Annotated in this window: 24 protein-coding genes; 6 read left to right on the plus strand and 18 right to left on the minus strand. The window is 42.4% G+C overall.

Annotated elements, in window-relative coordinates:
* Positions 1-163 precede the first annotated feature (163 nt).
* The 4 genes from SGRA_RS00790 to SGRA_RS00805 form a co-directional block, all read right to left on the minus strand.
* Entirely contained in the window at positions 164-784 is a 621-nt protein-coding gene (locus SGRA_RS00790) for a hypothetical protein (RefSeq protein WP_014373177.1), read from the minus strand.
* A 70-nt stretch (positions 785-854) separates the two neighbouring features.
* Entirely contained in the window at positions 855-1,289 is a 435-nt protein-coding gene (locus SGRA_RS00795) for a hypothetical protein (RefSeq protein WP_014373178.1), read from the minus strand.
* Between the two features lie 168 nt (positions 1,290-1,457).
* Positions 1,458-2,336 carry a hypothetical protein gene (locus SGRA_RS00800; protein ID WP_245538607.1) on the minus strand — a complete coding sequence of 293 codons (879 nt, stop codon included), beginning with the start codon at positions 2,334-2,336 and terminating at the stop codon, positions 1,458-1,460.
* A 178-nt stretch (positions 2,337-2,514) separates the two neighbouring features.
* Complete coding sequence (locus SGRA_RS00805) at positions 2,515-3,429, minus strand: hypothetical protein (RefSeq protein ID WP_014373180.1); 915 nt, start codon at positions 3,427-3,429, stop codon at positions 2,515-2,517.
* A gap of 327 nt (positions 3,430-3,756) precedes the next feature.
* Between SGRA_RS00805 and SGRA_RS00815 the strand changes: the two genes are divergently transcribed.
* Positions 3,757-4,410 carry a hypothetical protein gene (locus SGRA_RS00815; protein WP_014373182.1) on the plus strand — a complete coding sequence of 218 codons (654 nt, stop codon included), beginning with the start codon at positions 3,757-3,759 and terminating at the stop codon, positions 4,408-4,410.
* Entirely contained in the window at positions 4,404-5,045 is a 642-nt protein-coding gene (locus SGRA_RS00820) for a hypothetical protein (protein ID WP_014373183.1), read from the plus strand. The genes SGRA_RS00815 and SGRA_RS00820 overlap by 7 nt, the downstream gene beginning before the upstream one ends.
* A 348-nt stretch (positions 5,046-5,393) precedes the next feature.
* On the opposite strand, the gene SGRA_RS00825 is transcribed toward SGRA_RS00820, so the two are convergent.
* Positions 5,394-5,831 carry a hypothetical protein gene (locus tag SGRA_RS00825; protein WP_014373184.1) on the minus strand — a complete coding sequence of 146 codons (438 nt, stop codon included), beginning with the start codon at positions 5,829-5,831 and terminating at the stop codon, positions 5,394-5,396.
* A gap of 81 nt (positions 5,832-5,912) precedes the next feature.
* Entirely contained in the window at positions 5,913-6,344 is a 432-nt protein-coding gene (locus SGRA_RS00830; protein WP_014373185.1) for a hypothetical protein, read from the minus strand.
* Positions 6,345-6,601: 257 nt separating this feature from the next.
* Between SGRA_RS00830 and SGRA_RS00835 the strand changes: the two genes are divergently transcribed.
* Positions 6,602-7,303, plus strand: a complete 702-nt coding sequence (locus SGRA_RS00835; RefSeq protein ID WP_014373186.1) for an ATP-binding cassette domain-containing protein — start codon at positions 6,602-6,604, stop codon at positions 7,301-7,303.
* A 158-nt stretch (positions 7,304-7,461) separates the two neighbouring features.
* On the opposite strand, the gene SGRA_RS00840 is transcribed toward SGRA_RS00835, so the two are convergent.
* The 5 genes from SGRA_RS00840 to SGRA_RS00860 all read right to left on the minus strand — a co-directional run bounded on the left by SGRA_RS00840 (position 7,462) and on the right by SGRA_RS00860 (position 13,437).
* Positions 7,462-9,084, minus strand: coding sequence for a hypothetical protein (locus SGRA_RS00840; protein WP_014373187.1), 1,623 nt, complete (start codon positions 9,082-9,084; stop codon positions 7,462-7,464).
* Positions 9,077-9,634 carry an RNA polymerase sigma factor gene (locus SGRA_RS00845; RefSeq protein ID WP_002660512.1) on the minus strand — a complete coding sequence of 186 codons (558 nt, stop codon included), beginning with the start codon at positions 9,632-9,634 and terminating at the stop codon, positions 9,077-9,079. Before SGRA_RS00845 ends, SGRA_RS00840 begins: the two co-directional genes overlap by 8 nt.
* A 395-nt stretch (positions 9,635-10,029) precedes the next feature.
* Positions 10,030-11,286, minus strand: a complete 1,257-nt coding sequence (locus SGRA_RS00850; protein WP_014373188.1) for a DUF445 domain-containing protein — start codon at positions 11,284-11,286, stop codon at positions 10,030-10,032.
* A 97-nt stretch (positions 11,287-11,383) separates the two neighbouring features.
* A complete protein-coding gene (locus SGRA_RS00855) occupies positions 11,384-12,577 on the minus strand; it encodes a lysylphosphatidylglycerol synthase transmembrane domain-containing protein (protein ID WP_014373189.1) in 1,194 nt (397 codons plus the stop codon).
* A gap of 53 nt (positions 12,578-12,630) precedes the next feature.
* A complete protein-coding gene (locus SGRA_RS00860; RefSeq protein WP_014373190.1) occupies positions 12,631-13,437 on the minus strand; it encodes a segregation and condensation protein A in 807 nt (268 codons plus the stop codon).
* Between the two features lie 62 nt (positions 13,438-13,499).
* Here SGRA_RS00860 and SGRA_RS00865 point away from each other — a divergent pair, with 62 nt between their 5' ends.
* The 3 genes from SGRA_RS00865 (at position 13,500) to SGRA_RS00875 (ending at position 15,621) form a co-directional block, all read left to right on the plus strand.
* The gene (locus SGRA_RS00865) at positions 13,500-14,279 is read left to right on the plus strand and encodes an undecaprenyl pyrophosphate synthase (protein WP_014373191.1); all 780 of its coding nucleotides are present in this window, start codon (positions 13,500-13,502) and stop codon (positions 14,277-14,279) included.
* A 209-nt stretch (positions 14,280-14,488) separates the two neighbouring features.
* Positions 14,489-15,004: a ribosome maturation factor RimM gene (gene rimM / locus SGRA_RS00870; protein ID WP_014373193.1), complete on the plus strand. Its 516-nt coding sequence runs from the start codon at positions 14,489-14,491 to the stop codon at positions 15,002-15,004.
* Positions 15,005-15,015: 11 nt separating this feature from the next.
* A complete protein-coding gene (locus SGRA_RS00875) occupies positions 15,016-15,621 on the plus strand; it encodes a thioredoxin family protein (protein WP_014373194.1) in 606 nt (201 codons plus the stop codon).
* Positions 15,622-15,699: 78 nt separating this feature from the next.
* Here the strand turns inward: SGRA_RS00875 and SGRA_RS00880 are convergent, their stop codons facing one another.
* The 7 genes from SGRA_RS00880 to SGRA_RS00900 all read right to left on the minus strand — a co-directional run bounded on the left by SGRA_RS00880 (position 15,700) and on the right by SGRA_RS00900 (position 23,043).
* Entirely contained in the window at positions 15,700-16,212 is a 513-nt protein-coding gene (locus SGRA_RS00880) for a DUF3124 domain-containing protein (protein ID WP_014373195.1), read from the minus strand.
* Positions 16,213-16,869: 657 nt separating this feature from the next.
* Positions 16,870-16,998, minus strand: a complete 129-nt coding sequence (locus tag SGRA_RS24230; RefSeq protein WP_014373196.1) for a hypothetical protein — start codon at positions 16,996-16,998, stop codon at positions 16,870-16,872.
* Positions 16,999-17,048: 50 nt separating this feature from the next.
* A complete protein-coding gene (locus tag SGRA_RS00885) occupies positions 17,049-17,906 on the minus strand; it encodes a hypothetical protein (protein ID WP_014373197.1) in 858 nt (285 codons plus the stop codon).
* A 629-nt stretch (positions 17,907-18,535) separates the two neighbouring features.
* Positions 18,536-18,664, minus strand: coding sequence for a hypothetical protein (locus SGRA_RS24235; protein ID WP_014373196.1), 129 nt, complete (start codon positions 18,662-18,664; stop codon positions 18,536-18,538).
* Between the two features lie 50 nt (positions 18,665-18,714).
* Positions 18,715-19,563: a hypothetical protein gene (locus SGRA_RS00890; RefSeq protein ID WP_014373199.1), complete on the minus strand. Its 849-nt coding sequence runs from the start codon at positions 19,561-19,563 to the stop codon at positions 18,715-18,717.
* Positions 19,564-19,602: 39 nt separating this feature from the next.
* On the minus strand, positions 19,603-20,061 hold the full coding sequence (locus tag SGRA_RS00895; protein WP_014373200.1) for a hypothetical protein: 459 nt from the start codon (positions 20,059-20,061) through the stop codon (positions 19,603-19,605).
* Positions 20,062-20,202: 141 nt separating this feature from the next.
* Positions 20,203-23,043, minus strand: coding sequence for an AAA family ATPase (locus SGRA_RS00900; protein ID WP_014373201.1), 2,841 nt, complete (start codon positions 23,041-23,043; stop codon positions 20,203-20,205).
* Positions 23,044-23,058 lie beyond the last annotated feature (15 nt).

The following is a 23,058-nucleotide window of genomic DNA, read 5'->3' on the forward strand; positions in this document are numbered from 1 at the left end:
GCGAGCAGCGAGCTGCCGAACGACAACAAGGACTTTAGTCCGCAGTTCGACGACCAACGGGAGTAACCGCCCGCCGAAGGCGGGAGGCCCCTGCTACACATCAATATAGATGGGGCTACTCATGTAAAAGTGAAGTATCTTATCAACATTGACATATAGGTATTTACCACTTCAGTATAAACTTTGAATTTGGCTTATCTCCCTCATTTCTGTAAACAACAGCTATTTCATCTTCATAAAAGATGATATTTTCCAAGCATCTGTCAAAAAAAAGGCAATTTGTTTGCGTTAAATCATACTCAACTAGCGTATCCATTTTTGTCAGTTCAATTACAGTTAAAACATATTCCTCTGGATTCATTCTGTATGTAACTACCCTATTATGAGAACTATCTACAGCCAAGGGATTTAGAAATTTGTAGCTGATTTTAAAATCATCTTGTTTTAGGTAAGCATTAAACGCATTGTCTGTTTCTAGGTAAACAGATCGTATACAAATAAGATCTTCATTTGACCACAATACTTCTATATATCTATCAAGATCTTCATATTTTTCCTGGAAAGGATAACAAAACTCAGCTAGGCTAGTCGTCTTATCATCATAGTGTATCTCGAAACAAAAATTCAAACTGTCTACAGGAGCTGCTTTAATTGTGTACATAGCATTTTGAAATGCTTTTGGTAAGTTGCGAGGAGTACCGCAACCCTCCTTTTTATCTATGCCTTCAGGAGCATTTAAGCAAGATGTTAGCAGTAAAAATAGTAAAAGTAGCCTTGTTCCCATTTTCTAAAAATTTATGTCTTGCCCCTTGTCTTGCGTTTTTTAAATAGAAGCTCGAGCTCAGAGCTGTTCCTTAAGTACTTTCTAAATAAATATTTTGAATAATTCTTTTTCTCAGAGGAGGATAATATACTTTTCTTCTATACTTCTCTCCTCCTACCCTTATGGTAACAGCACAACTATAATCTATACTCACGGAATAATACCCACGATGATCTGTTTGTAAATATAATGTATCAAAGCCCTGACAAGAATCATAATTTTGAGTGCCTCTATCTGACATAAATCGATAACTATAAATGACTACAGCGGTATTAGCCAAGCGCTGATTTGTGTTTTCATCCATAACAATCCCCTCGACTTTTACATTTCTTTGATCCACATTAGAAATAATAGCCAATACTACATAGGCAACAAAAAGCGCCACTGCCAAGCAGGAAAATAGCAGGCTGTATAAGAACCAGCGAATAAATTTGAGGATCTTTTTTTTCTTGGCTGCTGGACTCATAGGGTTTCTTTGCATTTCAATAGGGATAATGCCGCAAGCTAAAAAATTTATTGCAACTATCCGCTTTCTAAGCAAATTGCCAAAGGCAAAACTTTAGTCCATGCTCAAGGCACAAAGGGCATCTAAGCTAGAAAACTCATCATGGAGCAGCTTAGAAGAAGGTTAATTTTAGTTCTGCAATATCTTATTTTTAGAACTACAGGATCTGCCTTTCACTTGACATCCATCTATGTAAAACTTATTCTTAAAAAAAGAAACTTCATCGGCCCATTTATTCACATACATATTATTGTGTGCATATATAACATAATTAAACCTTGAATCAAAATCTAAATCAACCTTAAACTCTCCAAGAAGGTTAAATTTAACTACAAAAGAGTCTTGAGTACTTGCTGCTAATGAATCGATTAAAATATTAAAGACTCCCTCTCTATTCGTCTGATACAGCTTATCATTGATAAACAAATGATTAACCAAAAAAGTGTCTTTTAACTCTAAGTCTAAAATAGTAAAATTTACCTCTCTGCTTTTTTCTCTATCAACTCGCTTTAGGTATGTAATATTCCTTAGCTCATCAATTGATTTAAAAATCAAGCTATCTCCCTTTTCTTTTTCCAGAAAAAAAGGGAGTATAACCAAGCCTCCAATAGGGTACATTTTTTCGATAAAAACCGTATTGGAATCAACCTTCATTAAGGTAAATCCGCCACTATCACTATATATACATTCCGTTGTTTTACAAGCGACTATCAATATCGGCATTAACAATAATAGTAAGCATTTAGTAACCGCATGCTGATATCCTAAAGCGATATTCACTAAAAATAGTGCTGGCAATAAATAATAGCCTAAGAGCTCAATAGCCTCAAAAAGGTCTTTTCCCATAAAAAAATAGGAAATTCCAGCTGCGGCAACTACTGAAAACAATAGAATTATCCCATTTATTGAGAGGACAGTCAATTTGCGCTGCCATAATAATAAAATAGCAACTATTGGAATATAAGCAAAGAGGGCGGCCACTACGCCAAATACCAAAAAGTAGTACAAAACGGCCTGCCATTCTAACTCAAAATTGCTTTCTCGGCAAAAGCATAAGGCATACATTAAACTACTAATACCCCAAGCTAAAAAGCTGATTAGCGAGATCCGCGGCCTACTCAACATAATTGCTATTTCTGAGTTTCAACTTAATTTCCTAAAGTCCCAATCAATAAAAAAGAGAACACTACAAATTCGGCAAGCGCTTCCGAATTTGCTCAATAAATTCTTCATTTTCATGGGCTGCAGAGTCAGCAGATACATCATCTGCAAAGTCTTCATCATCTTTGTCGGTTAGGCCCAATTCTTTAAAGATGAGGCCCGCATGATAAGACTCTTTGCTATCTGCCGAATGAAAGTTGCGCAATAGCTGTTGGGCCACTAACTCTTTGCGATACTCTAGATTTTGATCAATTTCATAGGCCAAATCGAGTTTTGGGTCTTCTTTTGAGCTTTTCCCCTTGGCAAAAATGGCCGCAAAATCTCTTGTGCGATGCATATTAGAGCCCAAAAAGTCTTTGCTTTGGGCGTTCATTTGTAGTTGTAGTTCTTCTTTGCGCAAACGCCGATCGACCAAAATACTATCTTCTGGCAAGCCCAAATCTTCGGCCTCCAAGGGGTCTTCATCCATACTAGGGTCTCGGCCCTCTTCAGGGACTGGGGCCAAGCGGCCTTTGGCCGTGGTTTTTCGACTTTCCTGCTCCTCTTCCAAGGCTTCCGTTAAATGCAAGGGGTCTTCTTCCTGCTCCTCGGCAGCTTCCGCTAATTCTTCGGTCAAATCCTCCTCTGTTTCTAGCTCTTCTTCTTCCTCCAATTCTATTTCTAGGGGTTCCTCCTCTGGCCCTTCAAGCTGTTCTTCTTCTGCCAAGAACTCCTCTTCCTCTTCGGCAACAACTTGCTCGGGCGTTTCGCTCATTTCTTCGCTTTGCTCCTCTTCCTTGGGACTAGGCAAAAGCTGCCGCTCCAATTGAGCCATGGCCCGATTGACAGAAACAAGTTCCTCTTCATCTATCAAGCCTTTTTGACTTTCCTCATTGACCGGACTAAGCTGCTCTTCCTCCTCTTCTTCTTGTTGTATCTTGTTGAATTTTTTCTTATACATCCTCGGCGCTATTTTTTATGTTTGCTCCTTCTAAACTACAGTTTTTAACCCAATTTGCCAACTTTGCCCCTGGCTTTAGCCCCAAGCCCTATAATAAAAGAATAAGCTGGGGCCGCCCCGCCCGGCTGAGGGGCTGGAGCAGGGCCGCCAAAGGCGGCAGACCAAGGAGCGCAGCGACGCAGGGCCGAGCAGACCTGCGAGCTGCGCAATGGCCCGACCCAAGGCCGAAGGCCGCAGGGGCAGCCCCAAAAAATCATCTTAGCGAACTGTTAAAAATTCTTTGCTAAAGGACAAAATAGACCTAACTTAGGGCAAACTACTTAGAACATGCGATCTTTTATACTTTCTTTGGCCCTGCTTCTAACTCTAGGGCAAACCGCCTGGGCCCAATGGCCCGATGAGCGAGACAGCAAGGCGAGTTTTGATAATTCGGCAGCTGGTTTATTGAGTTTGGGCGTGGCGGGACAAACCGCTAGCCTACTGCATCAAGAGGATTATCAAGCGCCAATTGGCGTAGGCGCAAATTTTCGCCTGCAACTGCATAACCGCATCAATACCGAATGGGCCCTGCATTATATGCAAGCCGATTTTGGCGAACAGGCCTTCCGAACAGATATTTTTATCTCGGCCAATGCCCTTTTTTACCCCTTTCCAGGCAATGAAGATTTTGAGGAAAGCTGGCGCCCATTCATCTCTCTGGGCGGCAGTATGAATTATGGCGCCCTAGAGGCCAATGCCAATCCTAGCAATCAGGTAGATCGCTGGAACCCCGCTATAGCCTTGGGTTTGGGGACCCACCTCAACCTAACACCCAAATTTGACCTCAGCTTTTCGACCCAATATATGCTGGAGTTTGGCGAGGAATTGAGCTGGCAAAACAATAATGGCCGCCTCTTGCTCCTCAGCCAGCCTAGCGAAAAAGTAGAGCAGCGCTTCCTCTTTAGCCTTAGCCTTAACTACAAAATTGCAGACCTATGGTAAACCGAATATTTTTTGCGCTGGCCCTGCTCTTTTTGGGGCAAACTACCTTTGCGCAATACGATCAATTGGAGGATTATGAGAAGGATGCGCCCTTTGCATCTACCGAGGGCCTTCTCAAACTGAACCTCGCTTTTGCCTCTGGCTTTATGCCCAATCAAATTATTTATAACCACTATTTGCAAGGCAGTCTGGCCTATTTTCCAGAGAAAAAAGTGGCCCTCCGAGCCGATTTTTCTATGCTTTTGTCTAGCCCCAGCCAAGCCAGTATCCTTAAGCAAAATACGGGCATTTATCTGGGCGGCTTCTGGCATTTTGTCGATAAACCCATCTGGGACCCCTATATTGGCCTGCAAGCGGGCCTGCACATTAGCCAAACCACCTACGAAAAACCCGGTTTTGTCTATGCCCAATATGGCGATTTTCAAGTTTCGCCAGCCATTCAGTTCCAAACTGGTGTCAATTTTTACATCAGCAAATACTTACATTTATCAGCTGGTGCTCAAGCTATTGTGGCCGAACAAAGAGGCGGGAAAGTCCCCGATGATTATTCGCTCACGGAGTTCCGAGCGCATTTGGGCCTGGGTCTTCAATTTGGCCTGATCGATCTGGAAAAGAAGAAAAATAGAGTGTTTTAGTTTTTTCTTTTGGGGCCTCCGCTGCGGCTTTGCCTTGCGGCGGTTACTCCCTTCGGTCGTCGAACTGCGAACTAAAGTTCTTGTTGTCGTTCCGCAGCTCGCTGCTATTTTGGGGCCTCCGCTGCGGCTTCGCCTTGCGGCGCTACGTTTCGCAGCTCGCAGGTCTGCTCGGCCCTGCGGCAGCAAAGCTGCCTGGGTCTGGCCCTTTGGGCCACTGCTGCACATCGCTAGGCCAGAAAAAGCCCGCTAGAATTCTTTTCTAGCGGGCTTTTATTTTGGACCAAAAAAAAGGCTATGCCCTCAGTTTAGGGAATAGCGCTCCTTCTTGGATGATTGCAGTATTTTCATCTAGCGACTAGCCGAAATAGTTTGGCTATCGTTAATTTTTAGGCCTTTGGGCAAATAAAGCACAAACTTAATTTGCTCCTCGCAAACTTCTCCCGCCTTCATTAGGGTAGACAATTCTTTGGCCCAAGCCAACTTGATTTCTTGGCAAGATGCATTATAATTTGCCTTTAGTTTATAGCGGCCCTTTTGGACCAAAAAGCTCAACAACTGCTCGTCAATTTCTGTAACAGAAAGCTCGCCCTCAATAAAAATAGAAGGCCCCTCCGTTTCCCGAACCTCTACAGGAAAATCTCCTAACTCAAGCGCTACCGTAGTGGCCGTTTGTACCGCAAAAGACTGATACAGTTTTTTCTGACTTTGCGCCTTGAGCTGAGCAAAAGAAATAAAGCAAAAAATAACAAATAGTAGTCTATAAATCATAGAATTAGAAATCTGCATTAGTACGTAGGTATTTTTCTTAGTTCAAAAGCGGCTACAAAGGTAAGGCAGCAATTTTAAATACCCAAATCTTATTTAAACTTATTCTGTAGAAAGGTCCTGAATTGTGCTGTTATTGGCAAATTTAACAGCTTCGGGCACATAAAAGATATAAGATAAGGTTTCCATACATTCCTTGCCCTTTACCATCAATACATTATTTGTCTTTTTAGAGGAAACCGTTAGCTCATTGGTCGCCAAATCTATTTCTTTGACCAAATTGTAGCGCCCTTGGTTCACAATAAAATCTAATAGGCGCGGACTAGGGACCGCAATTTCGATTTTGGTTTCAATCATTAGCCGATGCCCCTGCGAGGGCTTAACCTCTACCTTGGCCCCCACTACATTGATATTGATTGTCTGCGCCCCATCCAAAGTCATACTCTGATGAATAATTTTGCTGGCCTGGGCGTGCAATGCCGAGCTAGCGAAAAGACAAAAAACGATCATTAGTTTGTAAAATATTCGCTTCATCAGGGTTAAAATACCTTTTTTAATAACAAGAGAATGCTATATTGGAGATGGATGCCAAAGCGTAAACCCGCCCTTTATTTAAGGTCAAGCTGTTCTGGCTAAAAAACAAAAAATGTGACAGCCAAAACTCAGTCGGCTCTGGTTAAGCTTGACAAAAACCAAGCCTAGCCAATAAAAATAACGCTCAAATAAATAAAATTTTTATTTTATTGGGCATAGCATCCAAAATTATACAAAAAAGACAGGATTTTCAATTTATGTGGAATAAAAAAGACTATGCCATAGAGTTAAGGGGCCTCTTACTAGAACAAAACCAGCAGTTAATCTTAGGGCCTCTAGATTGGCAAATTCCTTTGGGTAGCTTTAATATCTTGTATGGACCGCTGAGCAATGCCAAATCTGTACTTTTGGCTTTTTTGCATGGGCAGTTGCCCGCCACTAAGGGCGAGGGCCGTATTTTAGACTTTGATTTAAGCCATCTAGATGATTTGCAGCGCTCGGCAGTCCGAAGAAGGGTGGCCCTTTTGTCGCTTAAACAGCCGCTTTTGCCTCAGCAAAAAATGCAAGAACAACTCGATTTATTGCTTTTGGCTACGGATTGGAGCAGCAAGAGCCAAAGACAACACCGTATCGACCAATTGCTGCATTTTTTCCAATTGGATGCCCTCCGTTTTAATCCCTTGGGCCAATTGCCGCCTTTCCAGCGCCTGCTCTACCGCTTGGTTCGCGCCCTGCTCAATCATCCACAGGTCCTTTTGTTAGATGAGCCCACCGCCGAGCTCAACGAAATAGATGCCCAGGGGTTCTTTAAGCTCTTGCAGGCCTATGCCAGCAGCCAAGATTGTACGGTTATTTATAGTACTCACCGCCGCCCAGCCAAAACAAAACTCGCATTTGAGCTCTATTACTGTGAGGCGGGCAAAATTGAAAAGCGCTTAGAGTTACCCCCTAACTATTAAAAAAAGAACGACTAGCAAGCAGTTTCGCCAGCTAGTCGTTTTCTTTTGCAGTCTTGGATTTGTAGCAGCAAATCCCCATTTTCATGATTGTTAGGTGGTCATCCTATCGGACATCCAAAAATTAGACGCCAGAAGGGGGGCCAAGGTTGCCTTGGGCACTAAAACTTTTTTCCTAGGCCCAAATAAAGGCCCCAAGCATGGGCATAAGCACGCTGATCTTGTTTGGGGTCTTCCAATAAGGGCCCCAAGCCCAGCCGGCTTTGAAAACCGTACTGCAACTCCCAGTTTCCTTTGAGCTTATGCCGCTGGCCCAAAGCAAATGACAAACCGTACTCCCAATCATTATAGTCTAAAAGAAAATAACCAGAAGACTGTAAACTACGGCTGCTTTTAAATTGCATGAGCTTTCCTGCATAGGCCCCAAGCACTACAAATCCCTGTAGACGGTCCTCCCAAAGGCGATAAAGCGACTGTTCTAGGCCCAGCTCTACTGTCATATAGTTTAGACTGAGCCGCTGCTCGCCAATGCGTCCGCCATAGCTATAATCATAAGTTTTCACCATATTTTTGCTCCACCAAAAGTTAAACTGTAACTGCTGGTTTCGGCTAAATGCATAACGATAGTCTAAGGCCCAGTTAAAACTAGGCTGACTCAAACTATAGGGGTTTTCGGGTTTTTCTGCTGCCAAGAGCAAACTCAAATGCTGATATTCTACTTTCTTTTGCTGAAAATCATTGGTGATGAGTTGCTGCTCTAGGCTGCTCCGCAGCCCCAAGTAATGCTTGCGATAAGGCCGTTTTAATGCTAAAACTGGGGATTTTGGTCCAGTTTCTTCCGCTGCGTTTTCTTCCAAAGCAATGGGCGCTGCCAAAAGAGTGGGCAACAATAGGGGCTTAGCCAATGCTGCTTCTTCAAGCAAAGGAGCAGCAGTTTTAGCCAACTGCTCGATTTCAGGAGCTAGCGACTTTTGCCCAGCCTGCTCCAAAGCAAATGCCTCCTCTTTTTCTACAGTAGCCAAAGTATTCACCTTATTTTTGGGCTGCTCCTCTCCTGCTTTTCCAGCAGGGGTTAAGGGCGAGCTAGGCGGCAATTGTCCAGCTCCAAGCTTTCTTTTTGGTCCATTTTGGCCAGCTTCATTTTCAGCTTGAGGTTTTGCCTTTTGTTCTAATCTAGCCGCATTTTCAGCTTTCTTTTCTGCCGCGGCAGGACCTTCTTTTTGCTCAGCCGAAGAAGTTGGCCCAAGGGCTTTTCCTTGCTCTTTTTTAGGCTGTTCATAGCTCGTTTTTTGCACCAAAGGCGTCTTATTTTCGGGCCAAAAGCCTTCCGTAATTTCTGGTCCACAAGCCTTGCAGAATAGCAAAAGCAGGGCAGCCCAGCTCAGGCGGCGGCCCCATAGCCGCAGCCGATAGCGAAAAGCCAGTTGGTCCAAAGGCTGCTGCATTTTGGTCCAAACAGCCTCCAATTCCAATTGCTGGTCAATGGCCGACCAAAGCTGTGCGGGGGCTTTAGGCATCTTTTTTTCTGCATAAGCCTGCCGTATTTTCTCATCCAAAAGGGCATCTTGGTCCAAGGGTAAATCGGCAGAGATGGCCGACCAAAGCCCTGTGGGTGCTGTTGCTTTTTGCGTAGATAATTTATCTTTTAGTTGCTCATCTAGGGCCAAATCATCTAGTTCTTGGGCCAAATTATCCCAAAGTCCAGCTGGGGCCGAAGCCTGCAAATCCTTGGGTAAATCTCGCAAACGCTGCCCCAAAAGGTCCTTCTCTTCTTCTCTAAACATCTCCCTGAAGTTTGGCCAATAATTCTTTTAATAGGCTGCGGGCTCGACTCAGCTGCGACTTAGAGGTGCCCTCCGAAATCTGCATCTGTTCCGCAATTTCTTTATGCGCATAGCCTTCTATGGCATACAACTTAAGCACCATGCCCGCCTTTTTGGGCAATTGGTTCAATAGTTCGAGTAGTTCTGCCGCATTGATTCTCGACAAAATATCGTCTACTTTGAGCTCTTGCTGCTGCTGATAATTTTCTGAGTGCGCCTTTTCCCTCTTGCGCTTCCGATAATGGTCCAGAGCGGTATTGACCAAAATGCGACGCATCCAAGATTTTAGGGCGGCCTGAAACTTAAAGCGTTCTAAGTTCTTAAATATCTTAATAAAAGACTCTTGCAATACATCCGCCGCATCCTGGTCTGATTTACAATAAATCAAAGCCACGGCATATAAATCATCGGCATAACGACGATACAAGGCCTCTTGATAGCGCCTTTTATGCTTAATACAATGGGCCACTAACTCCTCATCGGTCAATTTTGCAAACTCATCTTTTGGCATGGCGTTCTGGGGATTTTGTTCTCTAATTGTATGCTGCTGTTTTGGGGCCTCCCGCCTAGGGCGGGCGCTACGTTTCGCAGCTCGCAGGTCTGCTCGGCCCTGCGGCGGCTTTGCCGCCTGGGTCTGGCCTGACGGCCACTGCTGCACATCGCTAGGCCGGGCGGGCTGCGCCCGCTTGGGCGTCCTTCTTTGCTAAGACGAAAAAATGGCCTTCTGGGTTGGATTTCTGCGTTCTACAGGGCCGAAGGCCCGCAGGCTGAGGGATGGAAAAGGGGGCGGCGAAGCCGCAGACCAAAGGCTTTTGCAGCGAAGCGAAAAAGCCTGCAGGGCCGAGCAGACCTGCGAGCCCTGGCACAGCCCGACCCAAGCGAAGCGCAGGGGCAGCCCCAAAAAAATTAAACGGTCAGAATTTGTAGAAAACCGGCAATCATACCTAAAATACTGCCCACTAAAAGCAGTTTCCATTCATCTTGTTGGAAAACGGGTCGCAGAAAATCGACAAAGTCCTCTGGGGGGAGGCTACTCATCTTATCGCTGAGCGTATGCTCGATATCTAGGGCCTGTTGGGCATAATCAAAAATCAGGTGGATATGTTCGGGCACCTCGGCCACTAGGCGGCGGCAGGCAATTTCCTTGATGCGGTCATAGCTATTGCTGCCCGAAGTGATGCGAATGAGGGCGCTAGAAAAGCCGGCGGTATGGTCAAAACTCTCATTGACATGTTCCTCGATAATGTGGAGCAGGCGGTCAGAGGCATCGCCTTCAAACATGGCCCGAAAAATATTGGGCATAGTAATAATTTCGTTGGCCACAATATTGGCGTATTCCTTGGCCACTTCTTTTTGGCGTAGGATAAAGAGGCCCTGAATTTTCCAGCCGAATAGTTTATAAGCTTTAGCCGGTTTAAAAATCATATTGAGGGCCAAAACATTGGTCAGGTAACCGACTACCAAGCCGCCTAGGGGGAGTTGCCACCAAGCGCCAAAGGGAATCCAGACTAACATTTGGGCCAGGCCAAACAAAAAGCCAAAATAGAGGCCCGAGTATTCAATAAACTGAAATTCCTTATCGCCCACATCTAAGAACATGCGGTTCATCAATTCCTTATTGTTGCTCAGGTGGTTGATGGTCATTTGTTTGAGGTTAAAGATTTCGGTAATATTATCTTTTACCTCCTGCATAATTTCCTCGGTCACCTTAGGAATTTCTCGGGCAGCTCGTTCAAAAACGGCGGCCTTTTGTTTTTCGGGCAGCAACTTCCAGAGCGGAAGTTCTTCGCGCATGGCCTCATTGATAATCTCTCGGGTAAGATCGAGCATGCGGGGCTCCATTTCTTTGGCGATGACTCTGGGGTTGATGCGGTCGAACTGTTCTTCCACATCAATGAGTTTATCCGTAATCATATCTACGGAAGTATCGGCCATACTCACGCCTTTGGATGGAATAATGCCCTGCCAGCCTAGAATTGGCTGGCCGCTTTTGCTTTTCCAGCCGACAAACTCTAGGGGATAAAAGGTCATCTTGAGGGCCAATTTATTGGTCCCCCAGCCCACCACCGCCGAAATTATGGGGATGAGCAGCACCCACCAACTAAATCGGTCGATATAGTAGACTTGAAAGAAGTCGAGTATAATCTGTATATATTCCATCATAAGGGTCTAAAATTAAGGCATCTCCATGAAAGTTAGATTTTTTGGGGCCTTTATTTTCAAAAAAAAGACCGCCCAAAAGCGGTCTTTTTTTCTGTTCTTATTCTGTGGGCTGAGCGGCTTCGGCCTCTTGTTTATTTCGGTTGATGAGTTTGCGAATCCAGTTAGGGACCACAATCATTCCGATAAAGAGGTAAAGATAATAAGTAAAGAAGCGCCAGAAAATCGTCATGACAAGTAAGAGCGTACCGCCTGCGGGCAGGTAATCGGAGTGGAAGTTTTCGAAAGAAGACTCTGCGGCTCCGGCACCGCCGGGAGTGGGGACGATAGCCATAATCACATACATCGCAATTTGTCGGCCCACAATAAATACCTGTTGGACAAAGAGCGAGAAATCTTGTTGATCGATCAGTACACTATTATAATGTGCTTGCACGGCGGGGTCGGTAGAATTGGCGATAAAGGCCATAATCAGGCAATTGAGGACCATAAAGCGGGAGGCCCAGGCGCCAGCGGTGGCGCCAAACGCCTTGAGGTGGAACTGCCATTTTTGGCGGCGGAGTTCGCCAGAGGCCAGCTGCATATCTTGGCCCATTTTATTGGCTCCTTCTTTAAAGCGGCGCAAAAGGGGAAGACTCGTAATGGCCATGAGTACGCGATGCACAGCTTTGGCATTGATAAAGACCCCATAAAAAAAGAGGCTACCATAAATAGACATAAATAAATAGGCGCCAAAAAAGCCAGCTCCAAAATACTGGTTAATCATTTCGGAAAAGCTAGTTGTGCCGGGCAAAATGATCAGAAAACCAAAAATAGAGAAGAGCAGTAAGAGCGAAGAGAGGTAGAAAAAGGTATCTAATACAATAGTATAAAAGATAATCATGGTGGTTCTACCGGGAGAAATTTTTTCTTGAGATAGGGCCACCAAAGCCACAGCAGAGCCGCCCACAGAAGTGGGGGTAACGGCAGAGCTAAACTCCCAGACAAAAATCATTTCGAAGCATTTTCGCCAGCTAAAAAAGCCCTGCGTAATTGTTCTGAGGCGAAACATATAGGCAAAATGGCGAAGTAGCACAAAGAAAAAGGCGCCGGCGATCCAGTAGAGCGTTTTGGGGTTCCATGAAATTTTCTGAAAATCCTCTAAGCTAAAATCTTGGATAAAAAGATAAACGATAACGATTAGGCCAGCAGCCACGGCAATAGCGATACGGCCGGGGCTGATTGATTTTAGGGCTTCATCTTGTTTATCTTTGGGTGTAGATTGTTCTTCTGTAGAAGAAGGTTGCACAGACATGCTTGGCAAACTTTAAGATGAACTCTTTTGGGGAGTTCGATGATAAAATGAGCTTAATCCTCCTCGGCCCAAAGCATACAAAAATCATTGTATTCTTCGGAGAGGCTTAAGATCTTGATTTTTTCTTGTTGGAGGAGTTCGAGTAAGGCCAAGAAGGTAAAAATGGCCTGCATTTGTCCATCGAGCGGCAAAAAGAGGTCCTCAAAGCGGGCGCGTTCTAGTTTTTGCAACTGCCTTTTGAGGTAATGTCTTTGCCCTTCAATGGTGTAGGGATAATGAACGATTTTATGCACAGGGCGATTTTCTCGTTCTTCTAATTTTTCTAAAAGTTGCTCATAGGTTTTGAGTAAGCGAAAAAGATTAAGATGTTCTAGTTCGGCATCGGCTAGGGCTTGATTGGCTACGGTTTGTAGTTCTAGAACCAAATTTCCCCGAGCTTGTTGTTCTTGCCGTTTGAGTTCTTGCGCTCGGAGGAGGGCAAAAATTTCTTTATAGCTTTTATAAGCGAGCAGACGTTCGACCAATTCTTGGCGGGGGTCAATCTCCTCTCCTTCTTCATTTAATTCTTTGCGGGGCAAAAGCATTTTGGCCTTAATGCGCATCAGGCTAGCGGCCACCAAGATAAACTCGCTGGCTAGGTCAATATTCATCCGCTCGAGCTCTTGCGTATAGGCCAAAAAGTCTTTGGTAATCGAAGAGATCGGGATATCGTAAATATCGAGCTCGTCGCGCTCGATAAAAAAGAGCAAGAGGTCAAAGGGCCCCTCGAATTGTGGAAGCTTGATGGTATAAGTCACGTAGAAAAAGAAAGTTTTTCCTATTTTTGCGCAGGCTAAATTTGCAAGGGGCAAAAGTAACAAAAAAGGCCCGCATCATTGTTTAAACTGTTGTTAAGTTGCAGAAAAGCCAAAAAACTTCCGTTATGACCAACAAAATATCGCCAGAAGCGGCCAGTGCCTTGGCCCAAATTGACAAAAGCCGTTTGCCCAAGCATATTGCTATTATTATGGATGGAAATGGCCGTTGGGCCGAAAAACAGGGAAAGGCCCGTGTTTTTGGCCATCAAAATGGCGTAGAAGCCGTTCGATCGACTACAGAAACGGCGGCCAAATTGGGCATTGAGTATTTAACGCTTTATGCTTTTTCTACTGAAAACTGGAACCGCCCCAAAGAAGAGGTGGCCGCCCTGATGGCCCTTTTGGTCCAAACGATTAAGGGAGAGCTCCCTACTTTGCAAAAAAATAAAATTCGGCTGCAGGCCATTGGCGATTTGGAGAGCTTGCCCCAGGCTACCCGTGACGAACTGCAAGAGGCCATTGATGCCACCGCCCATAATGAACAAATGACCCTAATCTTGGCCCTCAGTTATAGCGCCAAATGGGAAATTGTAGAGGCCGTGAAACGCATTGCCGCCCAAAGCAAAAAAGGCGAACTCGAACTAGAAGATATTGATGAAAAAGTAGTGGCCAATGCCCTAAGTACCACTGGCCTACCCGATCCAGAATTACTCATCAGAACCAGCGGAGAAAGCCGCATTAGCAACTTTTTGCTTTGGCAAATTGCTTATGCCGAGCTGTATTTTACGCCCGTTTTTTGGCCCGACTTCCGAGAGAAAGAACTCTATGCCGCCATTGCCGATTTTCAGTCTAGACAAAGACGATTTGGCAAAACCGCCGCCCAAATTCTATCGGAAGAAGAATAAAGCAAAAAGGCTCGGCCCAATTGGCCCAAAGGGCCAAAACGGCTTAGGGATGGAAAGTGGTGGCCGAAGGCCAGACCAAGCAAAAAACTTGTTTTTTTGCGAAGGGCCGAGCAGACTTGCGAGCCACGACAGAGCCCGACCCAAGGCCGAAGGCCGCAGGGGAAGCCCCCAAAAAAGACCTCAGTTGTTAAATATCCTTAAAATTAAAGATGTCAGCAGGATTTGTAGAATTGGGCAAAACGCTCAAACCACACCATATTAAAGGCGCGCTAAAAGCGCAGCTAGAAGAGGGATATGTCCCTAGTTTAGAGGCTGCTGCAGCCGTTTTTATTGAGCATCAAGGCCAAAAAATTCCGTTTTTTTTAGAAGAATTGGAAAGCGGAAAAACCTGGATTATCAAGCTAGAAGGCATTGATGACCGCGATCAGGCTGAACAATGGAGCCGAAAAACGCTTTACCTCAGAGAAAAAGACCTTTTGGAAGGAGCCGCCCCGATTTCGGGCCTCGCTTTTGACTTTTTGATCGGTTTTCATCTCCTTGATGAGGAATTGGGCGATTTGGGCGAAATTATCGACTTAATTGAGCTGCCTCAGCAAGAAATGGCCGTCTTGAATATTGAAGAAAAAGAGGTGCTCGTCCCCCTTCATGAGGATCTGATTGTAGAAATTTTGGAAGCCCAAAAGCAAATTATCATGCAGCTTCCAGAAGGATTACTGGACCTTTAAAACAACTACTAATGTCTTACGATTTGGCGAAAAAAATAGCTGCCGCAAAAGACTTTGCCGATTATTTGCCTTGGATTGAAGCCGCTTTGGCCCAAGATAAAACCTCAGGCGAAAATCATTCTGAAATGTATCTGCATTTTACAAAAATGAATGTGCAGCGCATGAAGCGTTTGGAAAAAACGACAAAACTTTGGCCCGAACTGCTTGAATTGGCGAAAAACAGCCAGAAAAATTTGCTTTTTTTAGTCCTTACGGAGGCTTGGTGCGGAGATGCCGCGCAAAATTTGCCGCCCATCTATAAATTGGTGGAAACACAGCCCAATTGGCAGATGAAAACGCTTTGGCGAGATGAGCATTTGGATTTGATGGAAGATTATAAAACGGATGGCGGCATTGGGATTCCCAAAGTTTTGCTGATTGATGCTGATACGCAAACTGTTTTGGGCCATTGGGGTCCTCGTCCGGCAGAAGCCCAGCAAAAAGTCCGCGATTATAAAGCCTTGGAAGAAAAACCGCCTTATGCAGAATTTGCAAAAGATATGCAGCTTTGGTATGCCAAGGATAAAACGCAGAGCTTGCAAAAAGAACTGCTCGATTGGTTGAGCGATTTGGTTTAAGCCATTTTTTTTCTTGTTCTAGAGCAAAGAGCGCAAAAACGAATTGTTTTTGCGCTCTTTTTATTTTTCGCTTCTATTTTAATCAATTTGCTCGGCTTGGGTCCGAAAAGACAGCCCTTGTTGGCCCGAAGTAGAAATCATAATGGCTTCAAAAATGGGCCTTGGTCCAGCTTCTTGCGCCCAGTTGATGATAAAACTAGCGCCCGTTCCGCCTTCCTTATCTTTTTCGTTCAAAACTAAAGAAAGGGTTTGCAAAGGGCGCAAAAAAATGGGTTGCTCCAAATAATTTCGCAATAATTCGCCTTCTCCATTATAATAGTCGAGCTGAGAAATGTACAAACTATCTTTGGGCGAGCGGTTGCGCAAACTCAAAGTCACGGTCAATTGATGTTGGCGGCCCTCATGCAGTGAAAAAACGGCGGGATAAACAGAAAGGTAACTTTTTTTCTCCTCTCCTTTGATGGGCGTCAATAATTGCTGGGCGGCCGTTTGCTCCTCCCAAATCGGACTTTTTGTCGAGCTTTCTTCTGTAGACAAAGGCTGGCAGGCCGATAAAAATAGAAGCAAAGAAAATAAAGAGATCCATTTCATAGCGCTTTTTTTGGGAAGATACTACTTTTTCATTTTTCTGACGTTTTTTTTGGGGCTGCCCCTCGCCTTTGGCTCGGGTCGGGCTATGTCGCAGCTCGCAAGTCTGCTCGGCCCTGCGTTTTTTTCGCTACGCTCAAAAAAACTGGCTCTGGCCTGCGGCCACTGCTATCTATCCCTCAGCCGCTCATCTAAATTTTTCAGGCCATTGTTTTTCTTCGGCAGTTTTGGTTTTGGTTTTTTGGACCTGTAGGTTGAAACCTACAGCCATACAACAAAGCTATTCTACAGCTATAGTGCGGGGAGGATTAAAATCCTCCACCGCTTTGAACATGGGCGTTTTTTTTCTTCGGCGGTTGGAGCAGATTATTTTTCTTTAGTATTTCTAGACCAGTGGGTTAAAACCCACAGCAAAAAAGAATGCCGTTCTACTTCCAAAAAAAATGAGCCGATGGTTGAAACCATCGGCCCATAAAAGATAAACTAAAAATCTTTTTCATTTTCAAGCAAACAAGGGCTTCAGCCCGCCAGTTTGCATAGACCCACAACCATGGGCTTCAGCCCATGGCCATAAAACAATTCTACAGAAAATTCAGCGATAAAAAACAACTGCTATTATTTCTGCCCCATAAATTTCACAGGAACCCCAGGGCCAAGGCCCTAGGCTAAGAAAAAAATTGTCATCCCCTCATCCGAGGGGATTTTTCTTGGTGGTTGTGCTTGGGTGCTTGTTGTTTTTCTTGATGGTTTTGGATCCATTAGTTTTTTTTCCAGCACAAAAAATTTCATTGTTTTTTAGCCCAATGGCTAATTGAAAGCCGCTATTTGAAAGGGAGAAACTACTTTCCTTTTTTCATTGCGCGGTGAAAATTATGCAGCCATCTTTTGGTTCCTTTTGTCTCCCGCCAAAGATAGCCCGCATAGCGTATATAAGACATTGCTTCTCGTTGTGGTCCAAGAAGATCTTTTCTTAAGAAATCTTTCAAATCAACCGACATATCATATTCTATAAGATACAAACTGATATATTCATTTAGTTTATCGGCTTCTACTAGCAAACGGTTTGCTTTGGGGTTCCGCCCTCCTTCTTTTCTATACAAATAGAGCGCATGATTAAATAAATGTTCAGCTCTTGATTGCACTCCTTTAGAGCACTCTAATAATTCTTCAAAGGCCTCATACTCCTGCTCTTCTAATAAGGAAGCCCCATAAAATCCTTTTAAATTTAAATGATCTTTGGGATCGAGATCAAATATTTTTTGGTATTCAGGTATCGCCTCTTTTGGGTAGCCTCTTCTTAGTAAAAGTTCTCCGTAGGCAGCCTTGTCTTTTAAAAGTTTGCGCGCACCTTCTTTTTCCCAAATATCTGGCCCCTCCTCTTCTAGGAGAGTTTTGATAATACTTTCGTATTTTGAGTTGGCGATTTTATTCCAAAAAAAGAGCTCAGCTTCACTATTATCCTCATATTCCCCAAGCATTTGATAAACAACTGGGTTATTTGGATCTAAACGCAGGGCTTTTTGGAGCAAAAAAATATTATCCTCAAAGCCATCTTCCAAAAAATCAGGAAGCTGTGCTATTATTCTAACAACTTCTTCTCGATCTTCCTGACTAGCGGCTTCTATTTTCTCCGAGTTAAAAAAACTGCCCTCAATTATTGCTTTCCGAACTTGAATTACGTCTGTGTATAGCTTCATATTTTTTTTTCAAACGTACTATTTTTTTCACAAAAAAGGAAGTCGCTGTCCAGCCTGTCTAGAATATTTTATTTTTTTCTGTTTTTTGGGGGGCTGCCCCTCGCCTTTGGCTCGGGTCGGGCTATGGCGCAGCTCGCTGTTCGCTCGGCCCTGCGTTTTTTTTCGCTGTGCTCAAAAAAAAACTGGGTCTGGCCTGCGGCCACTGCTTTCTATCCCTCAGCCGCTCATCTAAATTTTTCAGGCCATTGTTTTTCTTCGGCAGTTTTGGTTTTGGTTTTTTGGACCTGTAGGTTGAAACCTACAGCCATACAACAAAGCTATTCTACAGCTATAGTGCGGGGAGGATTAAAATCCTCCGCAGCTTTGAACATGGGCGGTTTTTTTCTTCGGCGGTTGGAGCAGATTATTTTTCTTTAGTATTTCTAGACCAGTGGGTTAAAACCCACAGCAAAAAAGCTAATTTTTCCATTTTCAAGCAAACAAGGGCTTCAGCCCGCCAGTTTGCATAGACCCACAACCATGGGCTTCAGCCCATGGCCATAAAACAATTCTACAGAAAATTCAGCGATAAAAAACAACTGCTATTATTTCTGCCCCATAAATTTCATAGCAACCCCAGGGCCAAGGCCCTAGGCTAAGAAAAAAATTGTCATCCCCTCATCCGAGGGGATTTTTCTTGGTGGTTGTGCTTGGGTGCTTGTTGTTTTTCTTGATGGTTTTGGATCCATTAGTTTTTTTTCCAGCACAAAAAATTTCATTGTTTTTTAGGCTTGAGCTTAATTGAAAGCCGCTATTTGAAAGGGGGAAGCTACTTTCCTGTTGTTATTTTGCGGTGAAAATTATGCAGCCATCTTTGGGTTCCTTTTGTCTCCTCCCATAGATATCTTACCGCACTGACATAAGACTGTGCTTCCTCATCCAGAGCAAAAATACCGTTTGCTTCCATATCTTCCCAACTAAGCGATAATTTAGCATTCATTAGATATATAGTAATCAATGGATTCAACTGATCGGCTTTTACTAATAGACTATTTGCTTTTGGACTACGTCCTTTTTCTTTTTTAAACAAATAGAGGGCATGATTAAACAAGAATCCTGCTTCTACCTCTTGTCCTTCATACATCTGCAACAACTCCTCAAAAGCCTCCTCCTCTTCAAATTCCAACAGGAGGATTCCATAAGCAACTTTTAGATTTAAATGATCTTTGGGGTCAAGTTCCAATATTTTTCGATATTCTAATATCGCGGCATCAGTATAGTCTTCCTTTATTAATTCCTTGGCATATTCGGCCTTTGTCTTTAAATAAGCACGTGTATCTTCATCCTCCCAGACATCCTGACCACTCTCTGCTAAATGAGTCTTAATTGCTCTTTCATATTTCGAGTTAGCTAACCTATTCCAATAATAAACTCTTGCTTCGACTCGCTTCTCATATTCTCCAAGCCTTATATAAATATCTGGATTATTTGGATCTAAACGCAAAGCTTTTTGTAGCAGGATCAAGCCCTCTTCCGTTACAGCATCCCCAAGCTGATCTACTATTGCTTTGGCCTCATCTACATCTTCTACACTATCGGCGACTAACTTCTTTGGATTAAAAAAACTGCCATTAAGTAGTGCCTCTCTAATTTGGACGATATCCTTATATATCTTCATATTTTTTTTTGCAAACCTACTATAATTTTCGCTAAAAACTTAAGCCGCCTGTCCCAAAATTATGGGATGCGCTTTTGGGGTTTGCATCAGTTCCCAGCCTTTTAGCAAAACCTGATAATAAAGGGCAATAAAGCGGTTGAGCAAAATTAAGGGGGCCTGCAACAAAGATAAATTTGAAGAAGTAGTCTGCGGGTTCTCCTTTTTTGCTGCTTTCTTCGGCAAATCTTTTTGCGATTGCCCTGCCAACAAGCCCAAGCTAATAAGTTGCTCATAAATTTGCGCCAGCTCTTGCAGCTCCGCATAAATTTGCTCGGGCTGGCCCAAAGCCCGAAAAATAAGGAGGAACTCCCCGAACAAAAATTTTCTTCGGCCAATAAATTCTTCCAAACCCGCAGCACGCAAGCGTTTGCGCAAGGTGGGATAAGAAATGCCGTAAAATGCCTTGAGCATTTTTTTGCTCAGTTTATAATCCTGTAGTTTTTGCTGGAGATGGATCATGGGGCTGTATTTTTTTTTGTTGTTTTTAAAGTTAAGTTTATTTTTTGGGGATTGCAAGCGTAAGTAAAAAAAAACGGCAGAAAAATCATCCAGATTTTTCTGCCGTGCTATTTGAAAGGGGTTATTTGAAAAAGCCGTAGCCTACTGCGGTTTTGGTTTGAGCCCTAACTCTTTTGCAATATGTTCGCAAAGAGGTTTAAATGCGTCTATAAATCCCTCTTTATCTATGTTTTTTACATAAAACTTAGCTGCTTCTTCTTTCCCATCATTACTTACTTTTGCTGTATATATAATCTTAGCTGCTTTTATATCTATCCAATTTAAATTTCCCAATTGCTCCTCTACAAAATCTTTTTTTGTTCTTTTACAAACCTTTATAACTTCATTTATAGTCTTAATATTATGTCCATTCCCATCAAAGCATTTCTCAAATCCCCACTCAGCATCTTCATTATATTCTACTAAACCTTTGCCTATTATAAACATCCAAACGTCCAGAGGATAAAACTCTTCTAATGCAATTGAGCACTGTGGCGTAATTTTCTTTATTGTAGAAACAATAGACTCTGAAGAAGAATAGTCTTTTATGTAAATAAGCTTCACCTTATAGTTATTGCGCTTTGGCTTCTTTTCTTCATATGTTTTTTTTTGCTTAATAGTTTCTTCCTCGTAATCAATTAACCCGACCGCTTTGCTCTTTCTAGTAGAGTATTCCCACTGTAATAGCTGATTTAGCACCTTAGAAGAACCTTTTGAATCTATAACATTTATACATTCATCATCATACCCTAATTTTTTAAATACAGCTTTTAACACTTGTTGATCTGTAGGCCCCTCTACAAATAAAGTGGGCTTATCAATACCACCAATATCATTCATAGATTTTATCCATGCTCTTTGCTCTTTCTTTTTTTCTAATTCTTTCAGCAAATATGTAGATTGGTTATAGAAACTTTCTGGAAGTTCTTTATCTAGATCTCCATTCTCAAAAATACGTATAGAGTCTGTTTTTCCCTGATCAATACTATGAATAAATACATCTTTAGGGTCTAATAACGCCTTTGTTTCATTGTCATTGATGACCATTACCCGCAGCTTATGTATAAAATACTCTGAATGTGTCTCTACTAAAAATTGTACTCCATAGCTAATAGCATCTACCATAAAGTCCACTAATTTAGCTTGAAGGTCAGGATGCAAATGAATTCCAGGCTCTTCGATGATCAGCATTCCTTTTTTTTCAGAAAAAGCATAAATAGCGGTCTGTATTATAAGGGGAACCAACTGAGTGTGCCCAAAACCTCTATCGGCTAAGTTGAGGGCTTCTTCTGGTTTTGCGGGGTTGCCAATTAAGGCTTGAACATAACTTCCCTCTAACTGCTTAACAAAAAATTCTTGACCATTTTCAATTAAATTAAATTTCTTCGCCCATTTTTGAATAAAATCGTATTCATTTGTTACCGACCTTCTATTTTGTCTAGGTCTTTTATATCGTCCAGATCTTTTATTCTGAACTTTTAACATAGACGATAAGGCTTGACCTATATGATATTCATTTTCTTCTGAAGCGAAATATACATGTTGCTGGTAGCCTCTTTTAGAGGAGATATAATCAAGACTTAGCATTGACATTATTTTTTCAAAATAATTTTCGCCATTTACTCTTATTGATTCTGTTATTTCAGGATCAAATCCATGACTATTTACATCTCTCTTTAAGTTCTCAAACTCTAAAACATGCTCATCACTAAGTTCTTCTAATACCTCACCTATATCAAAAACATAGTTTTCATAGTCTTCACCGCTTTTATCCAAAAACAAATCATACTGTTTTTCTATTTTAGAATAAAATGATTTGATCTTATTCCTCCCACTTTTAAGTATGTCACGAATAGTTAATTTTTTAAACGTAGTACTATCCTGTAACTCATTAAGTGCTAAAGCCCAACCATTAGCTCCCTTAGTTTCAAAAAACACAGTGCTTAAAAGTTCGTCATAGTCAATTCCAGTCCCCAACAAATCCTTCCAAAAGGCAAAGCTATCTATTAACTCACCTAAAATATATTGATTCTGATTTATGTTAGATTGACTAAATTGAACTCCTGTCCTTTGAAATGCAGCTTCGCTATAAAATTTTTTTACGGCCTTTAATAATTGAGAGTATACAGCCGATCTCAATGTACTTTCATTGATTGAACTTAATTCTAAAGTTCCATCATCAAGAATTTTATTCCTTAACTCCTCCAAAGAATCTTCTTTATAAAAATCTTTATAATGAGGCCATAAATAATGCTTTTTAAATTCCGTTTGATTTGATGTATCTTTCATCAACATGTCAATAAAAGAAGAATACATCTTATTTACATTCTCCTTATGAGTGTTAACTACTTGTTGCTTTTCCTCTTTAGACAATCCATCCCAAATCGGGTAAACTAGCAATGGAAATTGAAACGATGAATCTTTAAAAATAGAGTCTATGATAAATTTTGGATGCACTTCTAATTTATTAGTGCTTAAACTTCCTTTTATAATATTGTATTTAAATCCATCCGTATCCTTAATACTAAGGTTAAATTCATTTAGGACCCCATTCTTATATTCCTGTCGATTATCTCTCTCCCCTCCATATCCCAAACATAAAGAGACCTCCTCTATTTTTTCTAAAATACTATCTTCTCTTCTTTTTTCATTATTTCTCATTTTACAAAAAAGCAATTCAAAGCGAATGCTATCACTACTACTATCACAATCTCTGTTCAACACAGACTTAAAACTTCCTAAACTATCTATTCCCTCACCAAAAGTAAGCTTGGTCCAGTTATGATATCTTAAGCTATTTTCCAATAAAAGCAAAGCCTTAGAAACAGTACTTTTACCCGAGCTATTCCCTCCAATCAGTAGATTCAGTTTGCTAAAGTCTAATTCAGCTTCCTTATAAAGTCTAAAGTTTTCCAGTTTTAATTTTTGCAGTTGATAAGCCATAAGTCTTTGAATTTG

The organism is Saprospira grandis str. Lewin, from assembly GCF_000250635.1.
In the GTDB taxonomy this organism is placed as follows: domain Bacteria; phylum Bacteroidota; class Bacteroidia; order Chitinophagales; family Saprospiraceae; genus Saprospira; species Saprospira grandis.